Origin of the sequence: Amycolatopsis sp. 3B14 (genome assembly GCF_050958625.1) — a bacterium.
GTDB lineage: Bacteria > Actinomycetota > Actinomycetes > Mycobacteriales > Pseudonocardiaceae > Amycolatopsis_E > Amycolatopsis_E thermoflava.
On sequence record NZ_JBHZEN010000023.1, the window covers coordinates 267,989 to 283,559 of the forward strand.

General features: G+C 66.6%; 17 protein-coding genes and 3 pseudogenes. 18 read left to right on the top strand and 2 right to left on the bottom strand.

All coding sequences use genetic code 11. The annotated features are described in order from the left end of the window. Nucleotides 1-139 precede the first annotated feature (139 nt). The 16 genes and pseudogenes from ACCP09_RS14190 to ACCP09_RS14265 all read left to right on the top strand — a co-directional run. Nucleotides 140-1,690 (top strand): sugar ABC transporter ATP-binding protein, encoded by a 1,551-nt coding sequence (locus ACCP09_RS14190; protein ID WP_433746698.1) that lies wholly within the window; start codon nucleotides 140-142, stop codon nucleotides 1,688-1,690. Next, on the top strand, nucleotides 1,687-2,787 hold the full coding sequence (locus ACCP09_RS14195; protein ID WP_433746701.1) for an ABC transporter permease: 1,101 nt from the start codon (nucleotides 1,687-1,689) through the stop codon (nucleotides 2,785-2,787). The genes ACCP09_RS14190 and ACCP09_RS14195 overlap by 4 nt, the downstream gene beginning before the upstream one ends. Beyond that, entirely contained in the window at nucleotides 2,784-3,236 is a 453-nt protein-coding gene (locus ACCP09_RS14200; RefSeq protein WP_433746704.1) for a pyridoxamine 5'-phosphate oxidase family protein, read from the top strand. The genes ACCP09_RS14195 and ACCP09_RS14200 overlap by 4 nt, the downstream gene beginning before the upstream one ends. 59 nt (nucleotides 3,237-3,295) lie before the next feature. Further along, nucleotides 3,296-4,084 (top strand): SDR family NAD(P)-dependent oxidoreductase, encoded by a 789-nt coding sequence (locus ACCP09_RS14205; RefSeq protein ID WP_027929221.1) that lies wholly within the window; start codon nucleotides 3,296-3,298, stop codon nucleotides 4,082-4,084. Between the two features lie 60 nt (nucleotides 4,085-4,144). Then, nucleotides 4,145-4,552 (top strand): hypothetical protein, encoded by a 408-nt coding sequence (locus ACCP09_RS14210; protein ID WP_433746708.1) that lies wholly within the window; start codon nucleotides 4,145-4,147, stop codon nucleotides 4,550-4,552. Between the two features lie 76 nt (nucleotides 4,553-4,628). Then, nucleotides 4,629-5,183 carry a VOC family protein gene (locus ACCP09_RS14215; protein ID WP_037322236.1) on the top strand — a complete coding sequence of 185 codons (555 nt, stop codon included), beginning with the start codon at nucleotides 4,629-4,631 and terminating at the stop codon, nucleotides 5,181-5,183. Between the two features lie 38 nt (nucleotides 5,184-5,221). Further along, nucleotides 5,222-5,962, top strand: coding sequence for a hypothetical protein (locus ACCP09_RS14220; protein ID WP_433746712.1), 741 nt, complete (start codon nucleotides 5,222-5,224; stop codon nucleotides 5,960-5,962). Further along, nucleotides 5,962-6,798: a mycofactocin-coupled SDR family oxidoreductase gene (locus tag ACCP09_RS14225; RefSeq protein ID WP_433746715.1), complete on the top strand. Its 837-nt coding sequence runs from the start codon at nucleotides 5,962-5,964 to the stop codon at nucleotides 6,796-6,798. Before ACCP09_RS14220 ends, ACCP09_RS14225 begins: the two co-directional genes overlap by 1 nt. A gap of 62 nt (nucleotides 6,799-6,860) precedes the next feature. Next, on the top strand, nucleotides 6,861-7,925 hold the full coding sequence (locus tag ACCP09_RS14230) for a substrate-binding domain-containing protein (RefSeq protein WP_433746718.1): 1,065 nt from the start codon (nucleotides 6,861-6,863) through the stop codon (nucleotides 7,923-7,925). Nucleotides 7,926-7,993: 68 nt separating this feature from the next. Then, on the top strand, nucleotides 7,994-8,449 hold the full coding sequence (locus tag ACCP09_RS14235; RefSeq protein WP_433746721.1) for an Lrp/AsnC family transcriptional regulator: 456 nt from the start codon (nucleotides 7,994-7,996) through the stop codon (nucleotides 8,447-8,449). Continuing rightward, nucleotides 8,446-9,423 carry a LysR substrate-binding domain-containing protein gene (locus ACCP09_RS14240; protein WP_433746724.1) on the top strand — a complete coding sequence of 326 codons (978 nt, stop codon included), beginning with the start codon at nucleotides 8,446-8,448 and terminating at the stop codon, nucleotides 9,421-9,423. Before ACCP09_RS14235 ends, ACCP09_RS14240 begins: the two co-directional genes overlap by 4 nt. A gap of 499 nt (nucleotides 9,424-9,922) precedes the next feature. Continuing rightward, nucleotides 9,923-10,540 (top strand): RraA family protein, encoded by a 618-nt coding sequence (locus ACCP09_RS14245; RefSeq protein ID WP_209440741.1) that lies wholly within the window; start codon nucleotides 9,923-9,925, stop codon nucleotides 10,538-10,540. Then, entirely contained in the window at nucleotides 10,540-11,208 is a 669-nt protein-coding gene (locus ACCP09_RS14250; RefSeq protein ID WP_037322239.1) for an RraA family protein, read from the top strand. Before ACCP09_RS14245 ends, ACCP09_RS14250 begins: the two co-directional genes overlap by 1 nt. Then, nucleotides 11,205-11,816 carry an RraA family protein gene (locus tag ACCP09_RS14255; RefSeq protein WP_037322242.1) on the top strand — a complete coding sequence of 204 codons (612 nt, stop codon included), beginning with the start codon at nucleotides 11,205-11,207 and terminating at the stop codon, nucleotides 11,814-11,816. Before ACCP09_RS14250 ends, ACCP09_RS14255 begins: the two co-directional genes overlap by 4 nt. Before the next feature lie 80 nt (nucleotides 11,817-11,896). Further along, nucleotides 11,897-12,628: an SDR family oxidoreductase gene (locus tag ACCP09_RS14260; protein WP_027929229.1), complete on the top strand. Its 732-nt coding sequence runs from the start codon at nucleotides 11,897-11,899 to the stop codon at nucleotides 12,626-12,628. A gap of 425 nt (nucleotides 12,629-13,053) precedes the next feature. After that, nucleotides 13,054-13,564, top strand: a pseudogene (locus tag ACCP09_RS14265) (IS701 family transposase); the annotation flags it as partial. Here ACCP09_RS14265 and ACCP09_RS14270 read toward each other — a convergent pair. Together ACCP09_RS14270 and ACCP09_RS14275 are read right to left on the bottom strand one after the other, a co-directional pair. Beyond that, nucleotides 13,531-13,758: pseudogene (locus ACCP09_RS14270) on the bottom strand (PfkB family carbohydrate kinase); the annotation flags it as partial. The pseudogenes ACCP09_RS14265 and ACCP09_RS14270 sit on opposite strands and share 34 nt — an antisense overlap. After that, nucleotides 13,755-14,251: pseudogene (locus tag ACCP09_RS14275) on the bottom strand (bifunctional 4-hydroxy-2-oxoglutarate aldolase/2-dehydro-3-deoxy-phosphogluconate aldolase). The pseudogenes ACCP09_RS14275 and ACCP09_RS14270, both read right to left, overlap by 4 nt. Before the next feature lie 24 nt (nucleotides 14,252-14,275). On the opposite strand from ACCP09_RS14275, the gene ACCP09_RS14280 reads away from it, so the two are divergent. After that, a complete protein-coding gene (locus ACCP09_RS14280; RefSeq protein ID WP_433746730.1) occupies nucleotides 14,276-14,593 on the top strand; it encodes a DUF202 domain-containing protein in 318 nt (105 codons plus the stop codon). A gap of 185 nt (nucleotides 14,594-14,778) precedes the next feature. Continuing rightward, a complete protein-coding gene (locus ACCP09_RS14285; protein ID WP_433746733.1) occupies nucleotides 14,779-15,564 on the top strand; it encodes an SUMF1/EgtB/PvdO family nonheme iron enzyme in 786 nt (261 codons plus the stop codon). Nucleotides 15,565-15,571 lie beyond the last annotated feature (7 nt).

Genomic DNA, 15,571 nt, shown 5'->3' on the forward strand with positions numbered 1-15,571 from the left:
CATGGATCAGGTACGTCGAAAGTATCGACAGCTACCGATACGGATATTGGACCGTGAGGCCGGTCACTACTTAGTGTCTGCCTACCAGCGCATGCCGCCTCGACGACGAGTACTCAACGACGAGTAAGGGAGTATCCCCGTGACCGCTGCCGCCACGCAGGCTTCCCCCGCGCCCGACCACGTGGACGCGCTCGTCCAGCTTTCCGACATCACTGTCCGGTTCGCCGGCATCACGGCGCTGGACGGGGTCGACTTCGACCTCGGCGTCGGTGAGGTGCGCGCCCTTCTCGGTGAGAACGGTGCAGGTAAAAGCACCCTGGGCAAGGTACTGGCCGGTGCGATCCGGCCCAGCAGCGGCAAGGTCTCGGTCGCGGGCGAGGAACTCGACTTCACACCGATGACCGCGATCCGGGCGGGCGTACGCATCATCTCCCAGGAGATGTCCCTGTATCCGCCGCTGACGGTCGCCGAGAATCTCGTCACCGGCGGATTCGGGCACTCCGAACGCATCGTCCGGTGGCGACGTGCCCGCACCACCGCGCAGGAACACCTGGACCGGCTGGGGCTTTCCATCGACGCTCGCGCCAAGATCGCCGATCTGTCGATCGCCGAACAGCAGATGATCGAGATCGCCCGTGCCCTGTTCTCGGGCGGGCGGATCGTTGTCCTCGACGAACCGACCTCGGCTCTCGGCGTGGCCGAGGCTGACCGCCTGTTCGACTTCGTGTCGCGAATGTGCGAAGACGGCACCTCCTTCGTGCTGATCACGCACTTCCTCGACGACGTCATGGCCCACAGCCACACGGCGACCGTCCTGCGCAACGGCAAGGTCGCGGGCCACCGCACCACGGCCGAGACGACCAAGGAGAGTCTCGTCCAGCTCATGGTCGGGGGCAGCGGACGACGAGCAACCACCACCGGAGCCGAATGCCGGCTCAAGCCCGTCCCCGCCGGCCGCCCGTATCTGACGATCACGAACTGCGGCGCCCTTCCCCGGGTGAAGGACATGAGCCTCGAAGTCCACCCCGGCGAAGTCGTCGGCCTGTTCGGAGACATGGGCTCCGGCAGCGTCGAACTCGCCGAGATCGCCTTCGGAATCCGTAAGCATCGAACCGGAGCCGTCGTCGTGGCCGGCCAGGCGGTGCGATCCGCCGAGCATTCCGTCCGGCACCTCGGTTCGGCCTACATCCCCCAGGACCGGCGCGACGCGCTGGCGCTGGGCCAGCCGGCCGCCGCGAACGTGACCCTCGCCCAACTGCACAACCTCGTGGGCCTGCGGCTGTCCAAGACCCGGGAGACATCGATCACGAACGACCAGATCGCCCAGCTGTCGGTGAAGAGCTGCCGCCCGAAGACGCTGCCCAGCACCCTGTCCGGCGGCAACCAGCAGAAGCTGCTGTTCGCCCGCTGCCTGGTGCGAGCACCGAGGCTGATGATCCTCGTCGAACCGACCCGCGGCATGGACGTCGGCGCCAAGGACGAGGTCGCCCGTCTCATTCGACAGACCGCAGACACCTCTGGCACAGCGATCCTCGTCGTGTCCGCTGAACCCGAGAGCGTCCTGGCTGTAGCCGACCGTGTCTACGTCGCCCAACAAGGGCGCATCCGTGCCCATCTTCACGACATGTCAGCCAGCAGCTCGGCGCTCATGAGCGCGGCGCACCTCGGCGAAACGGAGATCACCGCGTGACCAGCCGACCTTCCTTCCGCAGCCGGGTCCTGCGAGGCTTGCCGACAATCGCCCCGCTGACCGCGCTCGTCGCGGTGATCATCATCTTCTCCGTGATCGCGCCCGATACCTTCCCGACCACCGCCAACCTCAAGAACATAGCTATCCAGGCATCCGTGCTGGCGATCCTCGCGACCGGCCTGACATTCGTCGTCATCCTCGGAGAAATCGATCTCTCCTTCGCAGCCGTCGCCTCGGTGAGCGGACTGTCCGCATCGATCGTCGTCTCCGGCACCGCGTTCCCCATTCCCTGGGTCGGCCAGATCATCGTCAGCGGCGGCCAGGTCGCCGGCCTCGTTCTCGCCATCGCGATCGGTCTGCTGTTCGGCCTGATCAACGGCCTCGTCGTCACCCGCATCGGCGTCCCGAGCTTCGTCGCGACCCTGTCGGTCCTGCTCGTCGCTCAGGGCCTGGCCTACTACTTCGCGCAAGGCAACTCGGTCGCCGCCAGCACCGGGCTGGCCACCCACATCGCGCAAGGCACATGGGGACCCGTACCCCTCATCGCCGTCTTCGCCGCGGCGATCATGGCTGTCAGTTACCTCGTTCTCGCCAAGACCCGGATCGGTCGCTACATCTACATGGCCGGCGCCAACCGCCAGGCGGCGATCCTCAGCGGGGTTCCGGCCACCCGCATCGTCATCTACGTGTTCGTCGGTGCCGGCGTCCTGTACTCGATCGGCGGTCTCGTCAACGTCGGCTACCTCGGGTCCGCTCAGGCGGATACCGGGCTGAACAACCTGCTCCCGGTCTTCGCCTGCGTCGTGCTCGGCGGCAACAGCTTGTTCGGTGGCATCGGCGGAATCCGGCAGACCCTCGTGGGTGTCCTGCTGTACACGATCCTGCAGAACGGGCTGGATCAGAGCGACCTCAACATCTACATGAAGCCGCTGGTCGGCGGCATCATCCTCGTGTGCGCGGTCATCCTCAACGTCTGCACGGCCAATATCGCCGCCAGGGCCGCCGCCACCGTCTCTGACGACCCCGAACCACCTGACTTACCCAAACCGATAGTTCAAGCAGCTGCGAAGTTAGTCGCAGGGAGGCGGACGCCATGACGATCGAGATCCACCCCGAGGCCCGCAAGCTCCTGGAATCGCCGGTCAACGCCCATGTCGTGACCATTCGCGCGAACGGCCGGCCCCACGTTTCCTTTGTCTGGCTGGACATCACCCCGGATGGCGTGATCCAGATCGGCACGCCACCCTGGCGAATCAAGACGAAGAACGTGCAGCGCGACCCGCACGTCGTCATCTCGATCATGGACAACGTGATCGCCGACAACGGCCTGCATCGCCACCTGCTCATCGAGGGAAACGCGACCGTGGACCTCGACCCGGTGAAGGCCAGGCGATTCATGGACAACCTCGCGCTCAAGTACACCGGCAAGTGGGGACTCGACCTCGGCGAGGACGACTTCTGCCTGATCAACGTCGAGCCAACGCGCATCACCGGGCACGGCCCGTGGCACACCGGCAAGACGACCTCATACGGCACCCCGATCTGATCGACGCCCAGCGCGCTCCCGACACCCATCCGCGAACGACGAAACAGAGGAAGCACGGAATGGACTACCAGCTCAGAAACAAGGTCGTCGTCGTCACTGGCGCCGGCTCGGGAATCGGTCTCGCCACTGCCAGGGCCTTCATCTCCGAGGGCGCCAATGTGGTGGGCGTCGACCTGAACCCTGGCGAGTCGGAAAGCCTCGCCAGGGAGCAGTTCGTGTTCTTGAAGAAGGACCTCACCGAGGCGGCGGTCGGCACCGAAACGCTCCAGTCAGCGCGCGACGCCTTCGGCACGCCGACCATCCTGGTCAACTGCGCCGGTATCGCCCCGGTCCGCGAAAGCGCCCTCGACGGGACGGACGACGACTGGCGGCGCTCGATCGACGTCAACTTCCTCAGCGTCGTCCGGATGTGTCGCGCACTCGTCCCCGCGATGGTCGAAGCCGGGGGAGGGTCCCTCGTCAGCGTGGCCTCCGACGCCGCGCGCATGCCCGATCCGTTCTTCGCCGAGTACAACGTCACCAAGGCATCGATCCTGATGTTCATGAAGACGCTGTCCGTCGAGTTCGGTCCGAAGAACATCCGCTCCAACACCGTGAGTCCCGGCCCGACCCGTACCCCGATGTGGGATCGCCCCGGCGGGTTCGCCGATGCCCTGGCGTCCCAGCTGGACATGACGCCCGAACAGGCGATCCACCACTTTGCCACGGAAATGCGCCGGCTGCCGCTCGCCCGGCTCGCGTCGGTCGACGAGGTCGCTGCCGTGAACGTCTTCCTCTCGAGCCCGCTCGCGAGCTTCGTCACCGGGGCCGAGTACGCGGTCAACGGCGGCAGTATCCCGACCGTCTGACGGACCCGCCGGCTCAACCGGCGTAGCGAATCCCGACGATCAAGAGACAAAGGACAGAGAATGAGCGACAACGCGACACCGACGTTCGACACCAGCGAGTTCACCGCCGAGCTGACCGAAGCACCCACCAACTTCGCGGTCGGCAACACCGTGCTGTTCGAGAACGAGTCCGTTCGCGTCTGGGGTTCCACCATCGAGCCCGGGACGCGGGTTCCGTTCCACAACCACACCATCGACTATTTCTGGATCTGTGTTCGCGCCAGCTCCGCCTACCAGCGCTTCGAAGACGGAACGGCCCGCTACATCGAGCCCACGCCGGGACAGGTGTCCTTCCAGCGCTATGGGCCCGGTGAGAACCTCATCCACGACCTCGAGAACGTCGGAGACGGTCCGCTGGAGATCATCACGGTAGAGCTTCTCGATACCGGCGCTCCCACCCACTCGCACAGCGCGCACCACCGCGGCTGAGCGAACGGCCGAAGCAGCACACCCTTCCACCCACGACCGACTGGGTGTCCACCTGGGACACGCAGGGGAGTTTCTCATGCCTGAAACCCGCACCACGGGAATACCGACCGCCACCAACGTTGACCACGTCGCGTGGACCGTCGCGGACCTCGACGCCGCCGTCCGCTTCTTCGTCGAGGTCCTCGGCGGCGAGGAATTGTTCCGCGCCGGGCCGTTCAGTGACCCGGCCGGTAGCTGGATGAGCGACCAGTTCGACGTGCCGGCCCGGGCCTCCGGTGTGCTGGCGATGGTGCGGCTCGGCCCTTCGCAGGTCGTCGAGCTGCTCGAATGGGACAGCACGGATCAAAACCCGGCGTGGCCGCACAACCACCACCTCGGCGCGACCCACATCGCGATCCAGGTCGAAGACATCGCCGCCGCCGGCGACTACCTCCGCTCGCACGGCTGCACACCGTGCGGAGAACCCGTCCACCTGGAAAACATGCCGCATGCCGGAATCACCATCCAGTACGTGCGCACCCCGATAGGCCTCTACCTCGAGCTGGTGAACACACCGAGCACCAGCCTGCCGTACGAGGCGACGAGCGCCGCCCGGCTGCTGACGCCGGCATCCGCGTGGACCAACTCCTGACGCCGCGTCCTACCGACCGACTTTCGAAAGGACTCACCATGACCGCGGTTACCGCAACCGGAACGAACGGCGTCGTGTCCCTGGAGCGTCAGCTGATCAAGGACGCCCAGATGATGATCATCGCGTACAGGCCGGCGAACGCCGACGCCGTGCGGGACGTCCTTCCGGTCGAGCTGGAACCTCACGACGAGGGTTATGTCCTGCTCAATCTGTGGGTCGCTCCGCACCCCGGCACGTCGTCCGGGTTCGGTGAGTACTCCCAGCTGTCATGCGGTTACATCGCTCCCGAGGTCGACGGCTGGGACAGCGTGTTCCCCGGCGACGCGGGAACCGGACACGGCCGGTACTTCGCGCATCATTGGCTCGGACACGACGGGATGCGCGCCTACGCCAAGGAGTCCTGTGGCAATGTCGCCAGCGTCGGCTACGTGACCTACACCGAACCGGAGCCCGGCCGGCTCATCATCGAGCTGCATGCCGACGACCGGGTGCTCATCCGCGTCCATGCCTCCGTCGGTATGGACAAGCTCGACACCGTCGGCGGGCACCTCAACTACTTCACCAGCCGCGAGTCGGCCTCAGCCGGCGGCACCGAGATCGCGCGCGTCCGTGTGCCGTTCGTCGCTGACATCCTCGCCTCGCAGGTCGACGACATCGAATGGCTCTTCCCGGCAGACCACCCGGCCGCCGCGCTGGCACCCGCCTCGCCCATCGACATCCGCGACGTCCTCTACGGCTTCATCTCCTGGGTTCCGTTCACCGTCGCCGAGGTTCTCTGATGGGCACGCGGCTCGCCGGCAAGGTCGCGCTGATCTCGGGCGCCGCCCGCGGCCAGGGACGATCACACGCGGTCGCGATGGCGGCTGAAGGCGCCGACATCATCGCGTTCGACGTCTGCGGGCCGGTGGACGCGCAAGGAGCTCCAGCCGCGTCCACCGCCGACCTCGAGGAGACGATCGCACTCGTCGAGAAGCGGGGCCGGCGGATCATCAGCGCCGAACTCGATGTCCGTGACCGCACCGCCCTCAGCACGTTCGTCGAGTCCTCGGCCGACGAGCTAGGCGGCCTTGACATCGTGGTCGCCAACGCCGGCATCAACGGCCCGGGCGTCAAGATCGCAGACACCCGACACGAAGACTGGGACACCGTCCTGGACGTGAACCTGACGGGGGTGTTCAACACAGTGATGGCTGCTCTGCCCGTTCTCGCCGCAGGGCAGAACGGGGGATCGATCGTGCTCATCTCGTCATCGTTGGCGATGCGGCCCGCCATGCACTTCGGTGCGTACACCACGGCCAAGCACGGCATCGTCGGCCTGATGCAGACCCTCGCGGTGGAACTCGGGCCCGCTTCGGTCCGGGTGAACTCAGTACATCCCACCGGCGTGGGAACCGACTTGCTTCTCAACGAAGCGACCTACCGGTTGTTCCGCCCAGACCTCGAGAACCCCACCCTCTCCGACGCCATGCCGGCGTTCTACGGCCTCAACTTGTTGCCGGTGCCCTATGTCGAGGCCGAGGACGTGTCCAACGTGGTCGTGTTCCTCGCCAGCGATGAGGCCCGTTACATCACCGGAGCATCGATCCCGGTCGATGCCGGCCACCACATTCACTGACCACGAACGGACCCGCTTCGCAGCACTCACCCATCACCCGACGCTGACGCCGGAGGTTCATCATGACCGACTCCAAGCACCACCGGACCGACACCAGACCCGGTGTTTCCCGACGTTCGTTCGCGCAGGCGAGTGCCGGCGTCGCCGGGGTCGGCCTGCTGGGATCTCTGCTGGCAGCCTGCACGAAGGTAAGCACACCAAGCGACAACAAGGACAGCGGCAACAGCGATTCAAAGACCCTCAACGTGCTGTCCTCGTCCTACGGCAACGTCATCCCCTGGACCACCCAGGGCTACGCTTCGCAGAAATTCTGGGCGAACCAGTTCAACGTGAATCTGACTCAGCTCGACCCCGGCGGGGATCCGGGCAAGCAGCTGAGTCAGATCCAGGATGCCGCGGCGAAGAAGTGGGATCTGGTCGTCCTCAACGGCATCATCCAGGGAAACCTGTCGACGGCGGCGCAGAAGTTCATCGACGCCGGGACGCCGGTGATCAGCTACCTCAGTGACGTGGCGCTGGAGACCAAACCGGTGGACGGCCTCCTCACGACCATCGAGGCCGACCACTACCAGATGGGGTTCGACATGACCACGAAGCTGTGCAATGCGCTCAAGGGCAAGGGCAAGATCATCGAGACGCAGGGCATCGCCGGTGGCAGCAACGTCATCGACCGGCACCGCGGATTCGCCGACGCCGTAAAGGCGTTCCCGGACATCGAGGTCCTCGCCTCGGACTACGGCAACTTCACCACCGACAAGTCACAGGCACTGTGGCAATCCTACGTGACGAAGTATCCGGTCATCGACGGCGCGTTCTGCCAGAACGAGGACATGGCCTTCGGCGCGTTCAACGCGCTGAAGGCGGCGAACCGGCAGGACAAGACCTTGCTGACCGGCGTGGACGGAACAGTGCGTGGCTGCCAGGCGGTGTTGAACGGTCAACTGTTCGCGACGGTGCGTCACGCGGCGTCCCAGATCTACGCCTGGCCGGTGATCGTCGGAGCCATGCACGTCCGCAAGCTCGTCGGCGAGATCCCGTCCAAGGTCATCGTGAACTCGCCCATCGTCGACAAGACGAACGCCGACTCAGTGATCTTCCTGCAGGGCGCGAACGTCGACCTGCTGTAACATCCCGGTCAACGTGGACCGAGCACAGCGGCACAACACAAACCCGCAAGATCCGGAGGGCGAGCGAGGTGTCCAGTGAAGTTGTCGTCGACGACATCGACCGGCGACTGATCGACGCCCTGACGGTCGACGGGCGGGCGAGCGCGAGCGTCCTGGCGACCAAGGTCGGCCTGTCCCAAACTGCGGTGACTCGCCGCCTCAAGCGCCTCGAAGCGAATGGCGTCATCGGGGGATACACCGTTCGCGTCGACCAGCGAAAGCTCGGTTTCCCGGTCGAGGCGCTGATCGAGCTGCGGTTCGCCGGCCGGACCCGCCCGAAGTCCATGGACGACGCGGCGTCGGCGATGGGGGAAGTCCTCGCGGTGTTCACGGTCTCCGGCAACTACGACGCACTCGTCTGGGTGCGACTGCGTGATGTAGCCCATCTCACCGAGATCATCGACGCGCTCAGGCAGACGGCCGGCGTGGTCGACACCCGCTCCCACGTGATCCTCGCATCCCATGTCATGGGGATCCCGTCATGACCACCAAACGCCCGGCCGATGCCGCGGCCACCACAAGATCGGCCGCCGGAGGCATGGAACTTCGCCATCTGCGGTACTTCCTGGCGGTCGCCGAGGAACTCAGCTTCAACCGGGCGGCCGCCCGGCTCCACATGGCGCAACCTCCGCTGAGCGTGCAGATCAGGGCGCTCGAGAAGGATCTCGGCGTTACGCTCTTCCTTCGCCAGAGCCGGGCCATCAGGCTCACCAAGGAAGGTGAAGCCTTCGTCGCCGAAGCGCGACGAATCCTGGACCTGGCCGACCAGGCACGGCAACGGGTGCACCGGGCATCTCTCGGGCACAGCGGCACGCTGCACGTCGCGGGAATCGCCCACGCCTTCTGGCAGATTCTGCCCGCTACGATCTCGGCGTTTTCAGCCGCCTACCCGGACGTCACCATAGATCTGACTGAAACCGACACCGCCGCGGCACTGATGCATCTGCGCGAACGCATCATCGACATCGCGTTCGTCCGGGCAGGCATCACTGATGACGACCTGGTGCTCAGACCGCTCAAAAGCGAACTTCTCGCTGTCGTCGTCCCGTCGGACCACCGGCTTGCCACCCGCGCACGGGTCGACATCGCGGAGCTGGCCGGCGAACCGTTCGTGCTCCCGAACCGCTCGGTGTCCCCGTACTATCACGACCAGGTCGTCGGCGCGCTGCATTCGGCTGGAGTCACGGCTCGCACCGCGTTCGAAGGCTCGACGATCCAGTCCCAGGTCGGGTTCGTCGCCTGCGGCCTGGGAGTCACGCTCGCGCCGACTTCGGCGCGCATGCTGGGCACATCCGGGGCCGTCTGGGTGCCGCTTGCGCAACCCGTTTCGCTCACCGAGATCGCGGCGGTCTGGCTTCGTGACGACCCGCCGGCGCTGGTGCGCAACGTCCTTGAGGTCATCACCGGTATATACGGCAACGGCGGCGCCGAAGACGAAACCAAGGGAACCGCGCAATAAGCGATCAGTTCAGAATGGACTGATATGTCGGTTTTGCCGGTCGCAGGACGTTTCAAGATCACGATCTGGGTGAGGAGGTTCTGACCGAGCGGTGGGCACGTCTCGAACCGTGGCTGGCATCGGCTGCCTAGTGCCTTGTTCGGCGCCTCGGTCACCATCTGCCGGCGACGGATGACTCCGGTCGCACGAAGCAGGCGGGATCATGTCGGGCCCAGTCCGATCGCCGACGCGCACGGCACACCGCTCGGCTCGATGATCTACCTGGGCAAGCTCATTCTGAACTGACACCAAGGCCGAAAGTATCGGCTGGGCATCTTATGAGTATTGGACATCGCGCCGGGCCGGTTCCAAGATTCAACTACACGGGTTGGTCGGAGGGCTATGTCGAATCGAACTAGTCGCCCGGCCCGTGTCGTGACACAGAAAGAGGGTAGTCGGATTGACTACGATCGCAAATGCCGACGTTCTTGAGCAGCTTGCGCGCTACGACACTTGCGCCGTGTCCGACGCGCTCGACTTCCTCGGCCGGCCTGGCGCCGTCCACGGCGTTCGACCCTTGTGGGACTGCGAGAAAATCGTGGGTCGCGCACGAACCGTGACGGTCGCCGATCGTGCCCAGTCCGAGACCGGCACCAATCACCTGGCTACCGAAGCCATCGCCACCGCTGCCCCAGACGACATCATGGTGATGGCGAACAAGGGGCGTCTGGATGTCTCGTGTTGGGGCGACATCGTCACTCACGCGGCGAAGAAGCGTGGAATCGCCGGCGTGGTCATCGACGGAGCATGCCGCGACATCGGGGCGAGCAGGTCCCTTGGCTTCCCGGTGTACGGCCGGGCGGTGGTTCCTATCAGCGCCCGTGGCCGCATCGTGCAGGAGGCGTTCAACGAGCCGGTGGAGTTCGCCGGGGTGACGGTGAACGCCGGCGATTACATCCTCGCGGACGCGTGCGGAGTCACGTTCATCTCTGCGGGCGTGATCGGCGAGGTTCTGCGGCTGTGCGAGCTGATCCTCGAACGGGAGCGTCAAATGATCGAGGCAGTCGAGTCCGGGGCGTCGGTGGTGGAGGTCATGCACGACACTCAGTTCACGAGCATCGTGGGGCGGCTGGCCTGATGACGACGAATGGGATCGCCGCCGGTCGAACCAGTCGGCTCGCCGCGCTCGGTACGGCGAACGTGTCAGATGCGCTCGACAAGCTCGGCGCCGCCGGGGCAGCCCTGGGCATCACGCCGCTCGATCACGACTTCCGGCTCGTCGGGCGCGCCTTCACCGTGCGCTACGTCCCGGTAGGTCCTCGCACCGCGAACTCCGGCGACTGGCTCGACGATGTCCCGGCCGGCGAAGTTCCGGTGATCGACAACGGCGGCCGCACGGACTGCACCGTCTGGGGCGACATCATGACCAGTGTCGCCGCCGCCAAGCAACTCCCCGGAACCGTGATCGACGGAGTGTGCCGCGACAGCGCGAAATCCGTCGAGATCGGCTACCCCCTCTTCACGCGTGGCCGGTTCATGCGTACCGCGAAGGACCGCGTCGAACTGGCCGAGACCGGAGGCGTTGTCAATATAGGCGGCGTGCGGGTCCGGCCTGGCGACTGGGTGGTCGGTGACGCCGACGGCCTCGTGATCGTCGCCGCCGACCTCATCGACGACGTACTGAGAATCGGTCAGGAAATCGTCGAACGGGAAGCGATGATCCTTCGGTTCGCGCTTGACAACATGTCGCTGCGCGCCGCCCGGGAAAAGTACCACTACCACACCCTGCAGCGGCCGGCGGAATGACTGAACCCGGCCTGTATTCAAGGTTCGTCGATTTCGACACCGCCACGGTCTACGAGGCGTCGGGACTCGACTGCGCAGTCGACAGCCGGATCGCGGCAGCCTGGCGCGGGGCACGGGTCTGCGGGCCTGCGCTCACCGTGGCCGGCCATCCGGGTGACAACCTTGCGCTGCACGACGCCGTGGCTGCGCAAGCGCCTCCCGGCGCGGTCATCGTCGCCGACGTCGGCGGGCACCTCGCCGGCTACTGGGGCGAGATGCTGGCCGAATCGGCGCTCGCCCGTGGATTCCAGGGGCTGGTCATCGACGGCGGAGTCCGCGACATCACCGAACTCGAACGGCTCGGCTTCCCTGTCTTCAGCCGCGGGCTGAGCATCAAGCGCACGGGTAAGCACCACCGAGGCCGACTGAACGTCCCGCTCGTCCTCGGGGGAGTTCCGGTCAATCCCGGTGACCTGGTCCTCGGTGATGCCGACGGTCTCGTCGTTCTGCCGGCAGAGTCGCTGGATTCTGTCCTGCTCGAAGCCCACAAGCGGCGGGATCGAGAACGTGCAGCGCTGCCCCGGCTCCGCGAAGGTGAAACGACGCTCGCGGTGTTCGGCATCCACTAGCTGGTCGGGTCCATCGAAGAGTGACCGGGTTCGGAACCCGCATACTGCGCCATCATCCCGATAGGAACACGTGTATTCGTATGACCTACACGCTGAAAGACAAGCGCGTCCTGTTGATCGGTAGCGGGTCGGGCATTGGCTCGGCCGTTGCCGCTGCTCTGCGATCTGAGGGTGCAGCTGTCGTGCTCGCCGGGCGAAATCCCGACAAGTTCGCCGACACGATGAAGCGCCTCGACATCACCGAGCCGGCCGTGCACATTGATCTCAGCAAGGAGGACACCTTGCGAGCCCTGGCCGGACAGGTTCAAGGGCGCGGCGAATTCGACCACGTCATCAGCCTCGCTTCAGCGCCGCCGAATGTGCCGGTGGCCGACCTTGACCGTGAAGAGATCATCGCTGCTTTCGACGCGAAGGTTGTCGGTCCGCTACTGTTGGCCAAACACCTGTCGCCCCTCATCAACGAACAGGGCTCCTTGCTGTTCTTCTCCGGCGTCGCGGCGTGGCGCCCGTCCAGTGGCTTGACTGTCATGGCCACCACGAATGGCGCGGTCAGTTTTCTGGTTTCGGCGCTCGCCGTCGAGCTCGCGCCCGTGCGTGTCAACGCGATATCGCCAGGAATCGTTGATTCCGGAGCGTGGGATGGAGCGCTTGGCGAAGGGAAGGCGAGGTTCTTCGACCAGGTTCGGGCCAGCAACCCCGCCCGGCGGGTCGGCGCCACGGAGGACATTGCCGCTGCGGCGGTGGCGCTGTTGACCAACCCGTTCATTACGGGCGAGACGTTGCACGTTGATGGCGGCGGGCGCTTCGCGTAGGTCTTCCTGCTGAGCCGGTCATGGGCATCGTGTAACCGATGGCCGTGACCAGCAGTACGCGTTTGGCGTCCCAGAGATCAGAAGTCTGCGGGAATCGCGACAGCGGGCGACCGCGGTCGCGATCACACCCAAACACACCCGGCCCCACCGTCCGCAGCCAAACGAACGCTTCAACCGCACCTTGCTCGAAGAGCCGGCCTACGCCCAGCCCTGCCACACCGACACCGAACGACGCCGCGCCTTGCCACACTGGTTGCACACCTGTAACCAGCACCGCGGACTCACCGCACCCGCAGGCCAGTCACCGGCCATCCGCGTCCCCAACTCACAGGTCAGTCACGGCTGGTACTGCAACGGCAGTTGGTTGTGGTGTGGTGGATCGTCGTCCGTGGTGGTCGATGTGGCGATGGATCGCCTGGATCGGGCGCTGGGCGGACCGGGACATCGACGGCGTTCGCACCGACGTTCGCGACGCTGTCGTCGAGCACCTCGGCCAACCAGGCGGCGTGCTGATCGTGGACGACGCCGGCTTCCTGAAGGAAGACACCCGCTCGGCCGGGGTGCGGCGGCAGTACTCCGGCACCGCTGGCCGGATCGAGAACTGCCAGGCCGGAACCTTCCTCGCTGATGCCGGTACTGGCGGGCATGCGCTGATCGACCGGGAGCTGTATCTGCCCGAGCGGTGGATCGCCGGCCCGGATCGGTGCCGGCGGGCGGGGATCCCGGAGGGCACCGAGTTCGAGACCAAGCCACGGCAGGCCATGGTGATGCCGGCGCGGGCGTTCGCCGCGCAGGTGCCGTTCGCGTGGGCACCGCTGATGATGCCTATGGCAGGTCAGGTACCTGCGGTTGTGGTTGGAAGTCCACGATGCCGCGCACATGCCGGCCCCATCGCGGATGAAGCGCACGTCGACGCCTTCGGCACGCAGCTCCCGGATCACCCGGTCGCCCAGCGAATCGGCGCCGACCCGGCCGATCCAGGTGACCGGGACACCGAGCCTGGCAAGTCCGATCGCGACGTTGCTCTCCGCGCCCCCGATGCCAAGCCGCATCGTGGAGACGTGCTGGAGATACCCGACGGAATCGGCGGCGAGCAGCCCCATCGTCTCCCCGAGCGTCACGACCGTCATGCGCGCGCTCCCTCGATCGCGCGTGCCGCCCGGTCGGCGAGCGCGCCGAGGTCACCACCGCGCAGCGCGTCGCCGGACAGCGCTCCACCGAGCCCGACCGCGACTGCACCCGCCTTGATCCAGGTGCCGACGTCGTCGACTCCGATACCTCCGGTGGGCATGATCTCCAGCTCGGGCAACGGCTCCCGAACGGACTCGAGATGCGCGGGACCGACCGTCGAAGCGGGGAGCAGCTTGACCGCCGAGGCGCCCGCCCGCCACGCGGCGATGAGCTCGGTCGGGGTGAGCCCGCGGGGTAGGCGGGCACCCCGGCCGCAACGCACTCGGCCACGACGCCCGCGTCGAAACCCGGGCTGAGGACGAAGGCAGCACCCGCGTCGAGCGCCCGGCGTGCAGCCTCGGCGTCGCCGACACTGCCCAGTCCGATGTCCGCCGCCTCCCCGAATTCCGCCCGCAGCAACCGCAGCGCGTCCAGCGCTCCCGGCGTGGTCATGGTCAGTTCCAGGCACACGAGACCTTGCCCCGCGCGCGTGCGGCACGCGGGCACCAGGTACTCCGGCGAATCCCCGGGCTGCAGCCGGAGCGGACCGCGCTGGCTTGGCGGCGCACAGCCCTGTCCGCCGCGGTGGCCGCCGCCGTGTTGCTGCGGGCCGGGTTGATCGAGAGGTCCGTGCCGGGTCTGCTGGCCGGGCTGGGTGCGCTGGTGGTGGTGGCGATCGCGGGGTGGGCCGGTCTGTGGCCGCGCCGTGCGGTGGGGCCGCAGGTGCTGCTCGCCGTCGCGGTCGCCACCGCCGGAACCGGGGCGCTCGCCGCCGCACAGTTAGGGTGGACGTAGGAGGTTCGTCGCATGTCGTCTTGTTGCCCGCCGTCGCGGTCCGCTGTGGAGTCCGTGCCGGCCGAGCAGGTCCGGCCGGGCGCCGGAATCGGTTCCGCGGGGCTGATCACCCTGCCAGGCGGGAAGTTCCGCATGGGCACCGACGATGTCGACGGCTTTCCGGAGGACCGGGGGTCCGCGACGTCGTGGTCGCTCCGTTCGCGATCGACGCCTGCGCGGTCTCGAACGCCCGGTTCGCCGAGTTCGCCGACGCGACCGGCTACCGGACCGAAGCGGAGAAGTTCGGCTGGACCTACGTGTTCGCCAAGTTCGTGCCCGCGGCGCTGCGCAAGGGCGCGCCGCGGCCGCAGCAAACGCCGTGGTGGGTCGCCGTCAGCGGAGCGTACTGGCGGGCTCCGGAGTGGCCGGGCAGTGACGTCGAAGGCCGCTGGGACCACCCGTTGGTGCACGTGTCCTGGCACGACGCGGTGGCCTACTGCGAGTGGGCGGGCCGGCGCCTGCCGACCGAGGTGGAATGGGAGTACGCGGCGCGGGGCGGGCTCGACGAGGCCCGCTACCCGTGGGGCGACGAGCTGACCCCGGGCGGGGAACACCGCTGCAACATCTGGCAGGGCCGCTTCCCGGTGCACAACACCGAAGAGGACGGTCACGTCGGAACAGCGCCGGTGGACGCGTTCCCGCCCGACGGTTTCGGGCTGTACAACGTGCCGGGCAACGTGTGGGAGTGGTGCGCCGACTGGTTCGACGACGCCCACGCGAACCGCGCGATGCGCGGCGGGTCGTACCTGTGCCACGACTCCTATTGCAACCGCTACCGCGTCGCCGCCCGCACCGCGAACACGCCGGACAGCTCGAGCGGGAACTGGGCTTCCGGACCGCCGCCGACATCTGAGCACCCGGCCCTGGTTGCCTTCACGGGTCGGCCAGGGTTACCGTGTGACCACGTTACCTACCGAGTACTCGGTAGGTAAGAGTCCG

Excerpts from the sequence above, each read along its gene's own strand:
- ACCP09_RS14240 (WP_433746724.1), top strand. The coding sequence starts at position 8,446 with ATGACCACCAAACGCCCGGCCGATGCCGCGGCCACCACAAGATCGGCC.
- ACCP09_RS14255 (WP_037322242.1), top strand. The coding sequence starts at position 11,205 with ATGACTGAACCCGGCCTGTATTCAAGGTTCGTCGATTTCGACACCGCC.
- ACCP09_RS14210 (WP_433746708.1), top strand. The coding sequence starts at position 4,145 with ATGAGCGACAACGCGACACCGACGTTCGACACCAGCGAGTTCACCGCC.
- ACCP09_RS14215 (WP_037322236.1), top strand. The coding sequence starts at position 4,629 with ATGCCTGAAACCCGCACCACGGGAATACCGACCGCCACCAACGTTGAC.
- ACCP09_RS14220 (WP_433746712.1), top strand. The coding sequence starts at position 5,222 with ATGACCGCGGTTACCGCAACCGGAACGAACGGCGTCGTGTCCCTGGAG.
- ACCP09_RS14230 (WP_433746718.1), top strand. The coding sequence starts at position 6,861 with ATGACCGACTCCAAGCACCACCGGACCGACACCAGACCCGGTGTTTCC.
- ACCP09_RS14200 (WP_433746704.1), top strand. The coding sequence starts at position 2,784 with ATGACGATCGAGATCCACCCCGAGGCCCGCAAGCTCCTGGAATCGCCG.
- ACCP09_RS14250 (WP_037322239.1), top strand. The coding sequence starts at position 10,540 with ATGACGACGAATGGGATCGCCGCCGGTCGAACCAGTCGGCTCGCCGCG.
- ACCP09_RS14205 (WP_027929221.1), top strand. The coding sequence starts at position 3,296 with ATGGACTACCAGCTCAGAAACAAGGTCGTCGTCGTCACTGGCGCCGGC.
- ACCP09_RS14225 (WP_433746715.1), top strand. The coding sequence starts at position 5,962 with ATGGGCACGCGGCTCGCCGGCAAGGTCGCGCTGATCTCGGGCGCCGCC.
- ACCP09_RS14260 (WP_027929229.1), top strand. The coding sequence starts at position 11,897 with ATGACCTACACGCTGAAAGACAAGCGCGTCCTGTTGATCGGTAGCGGG.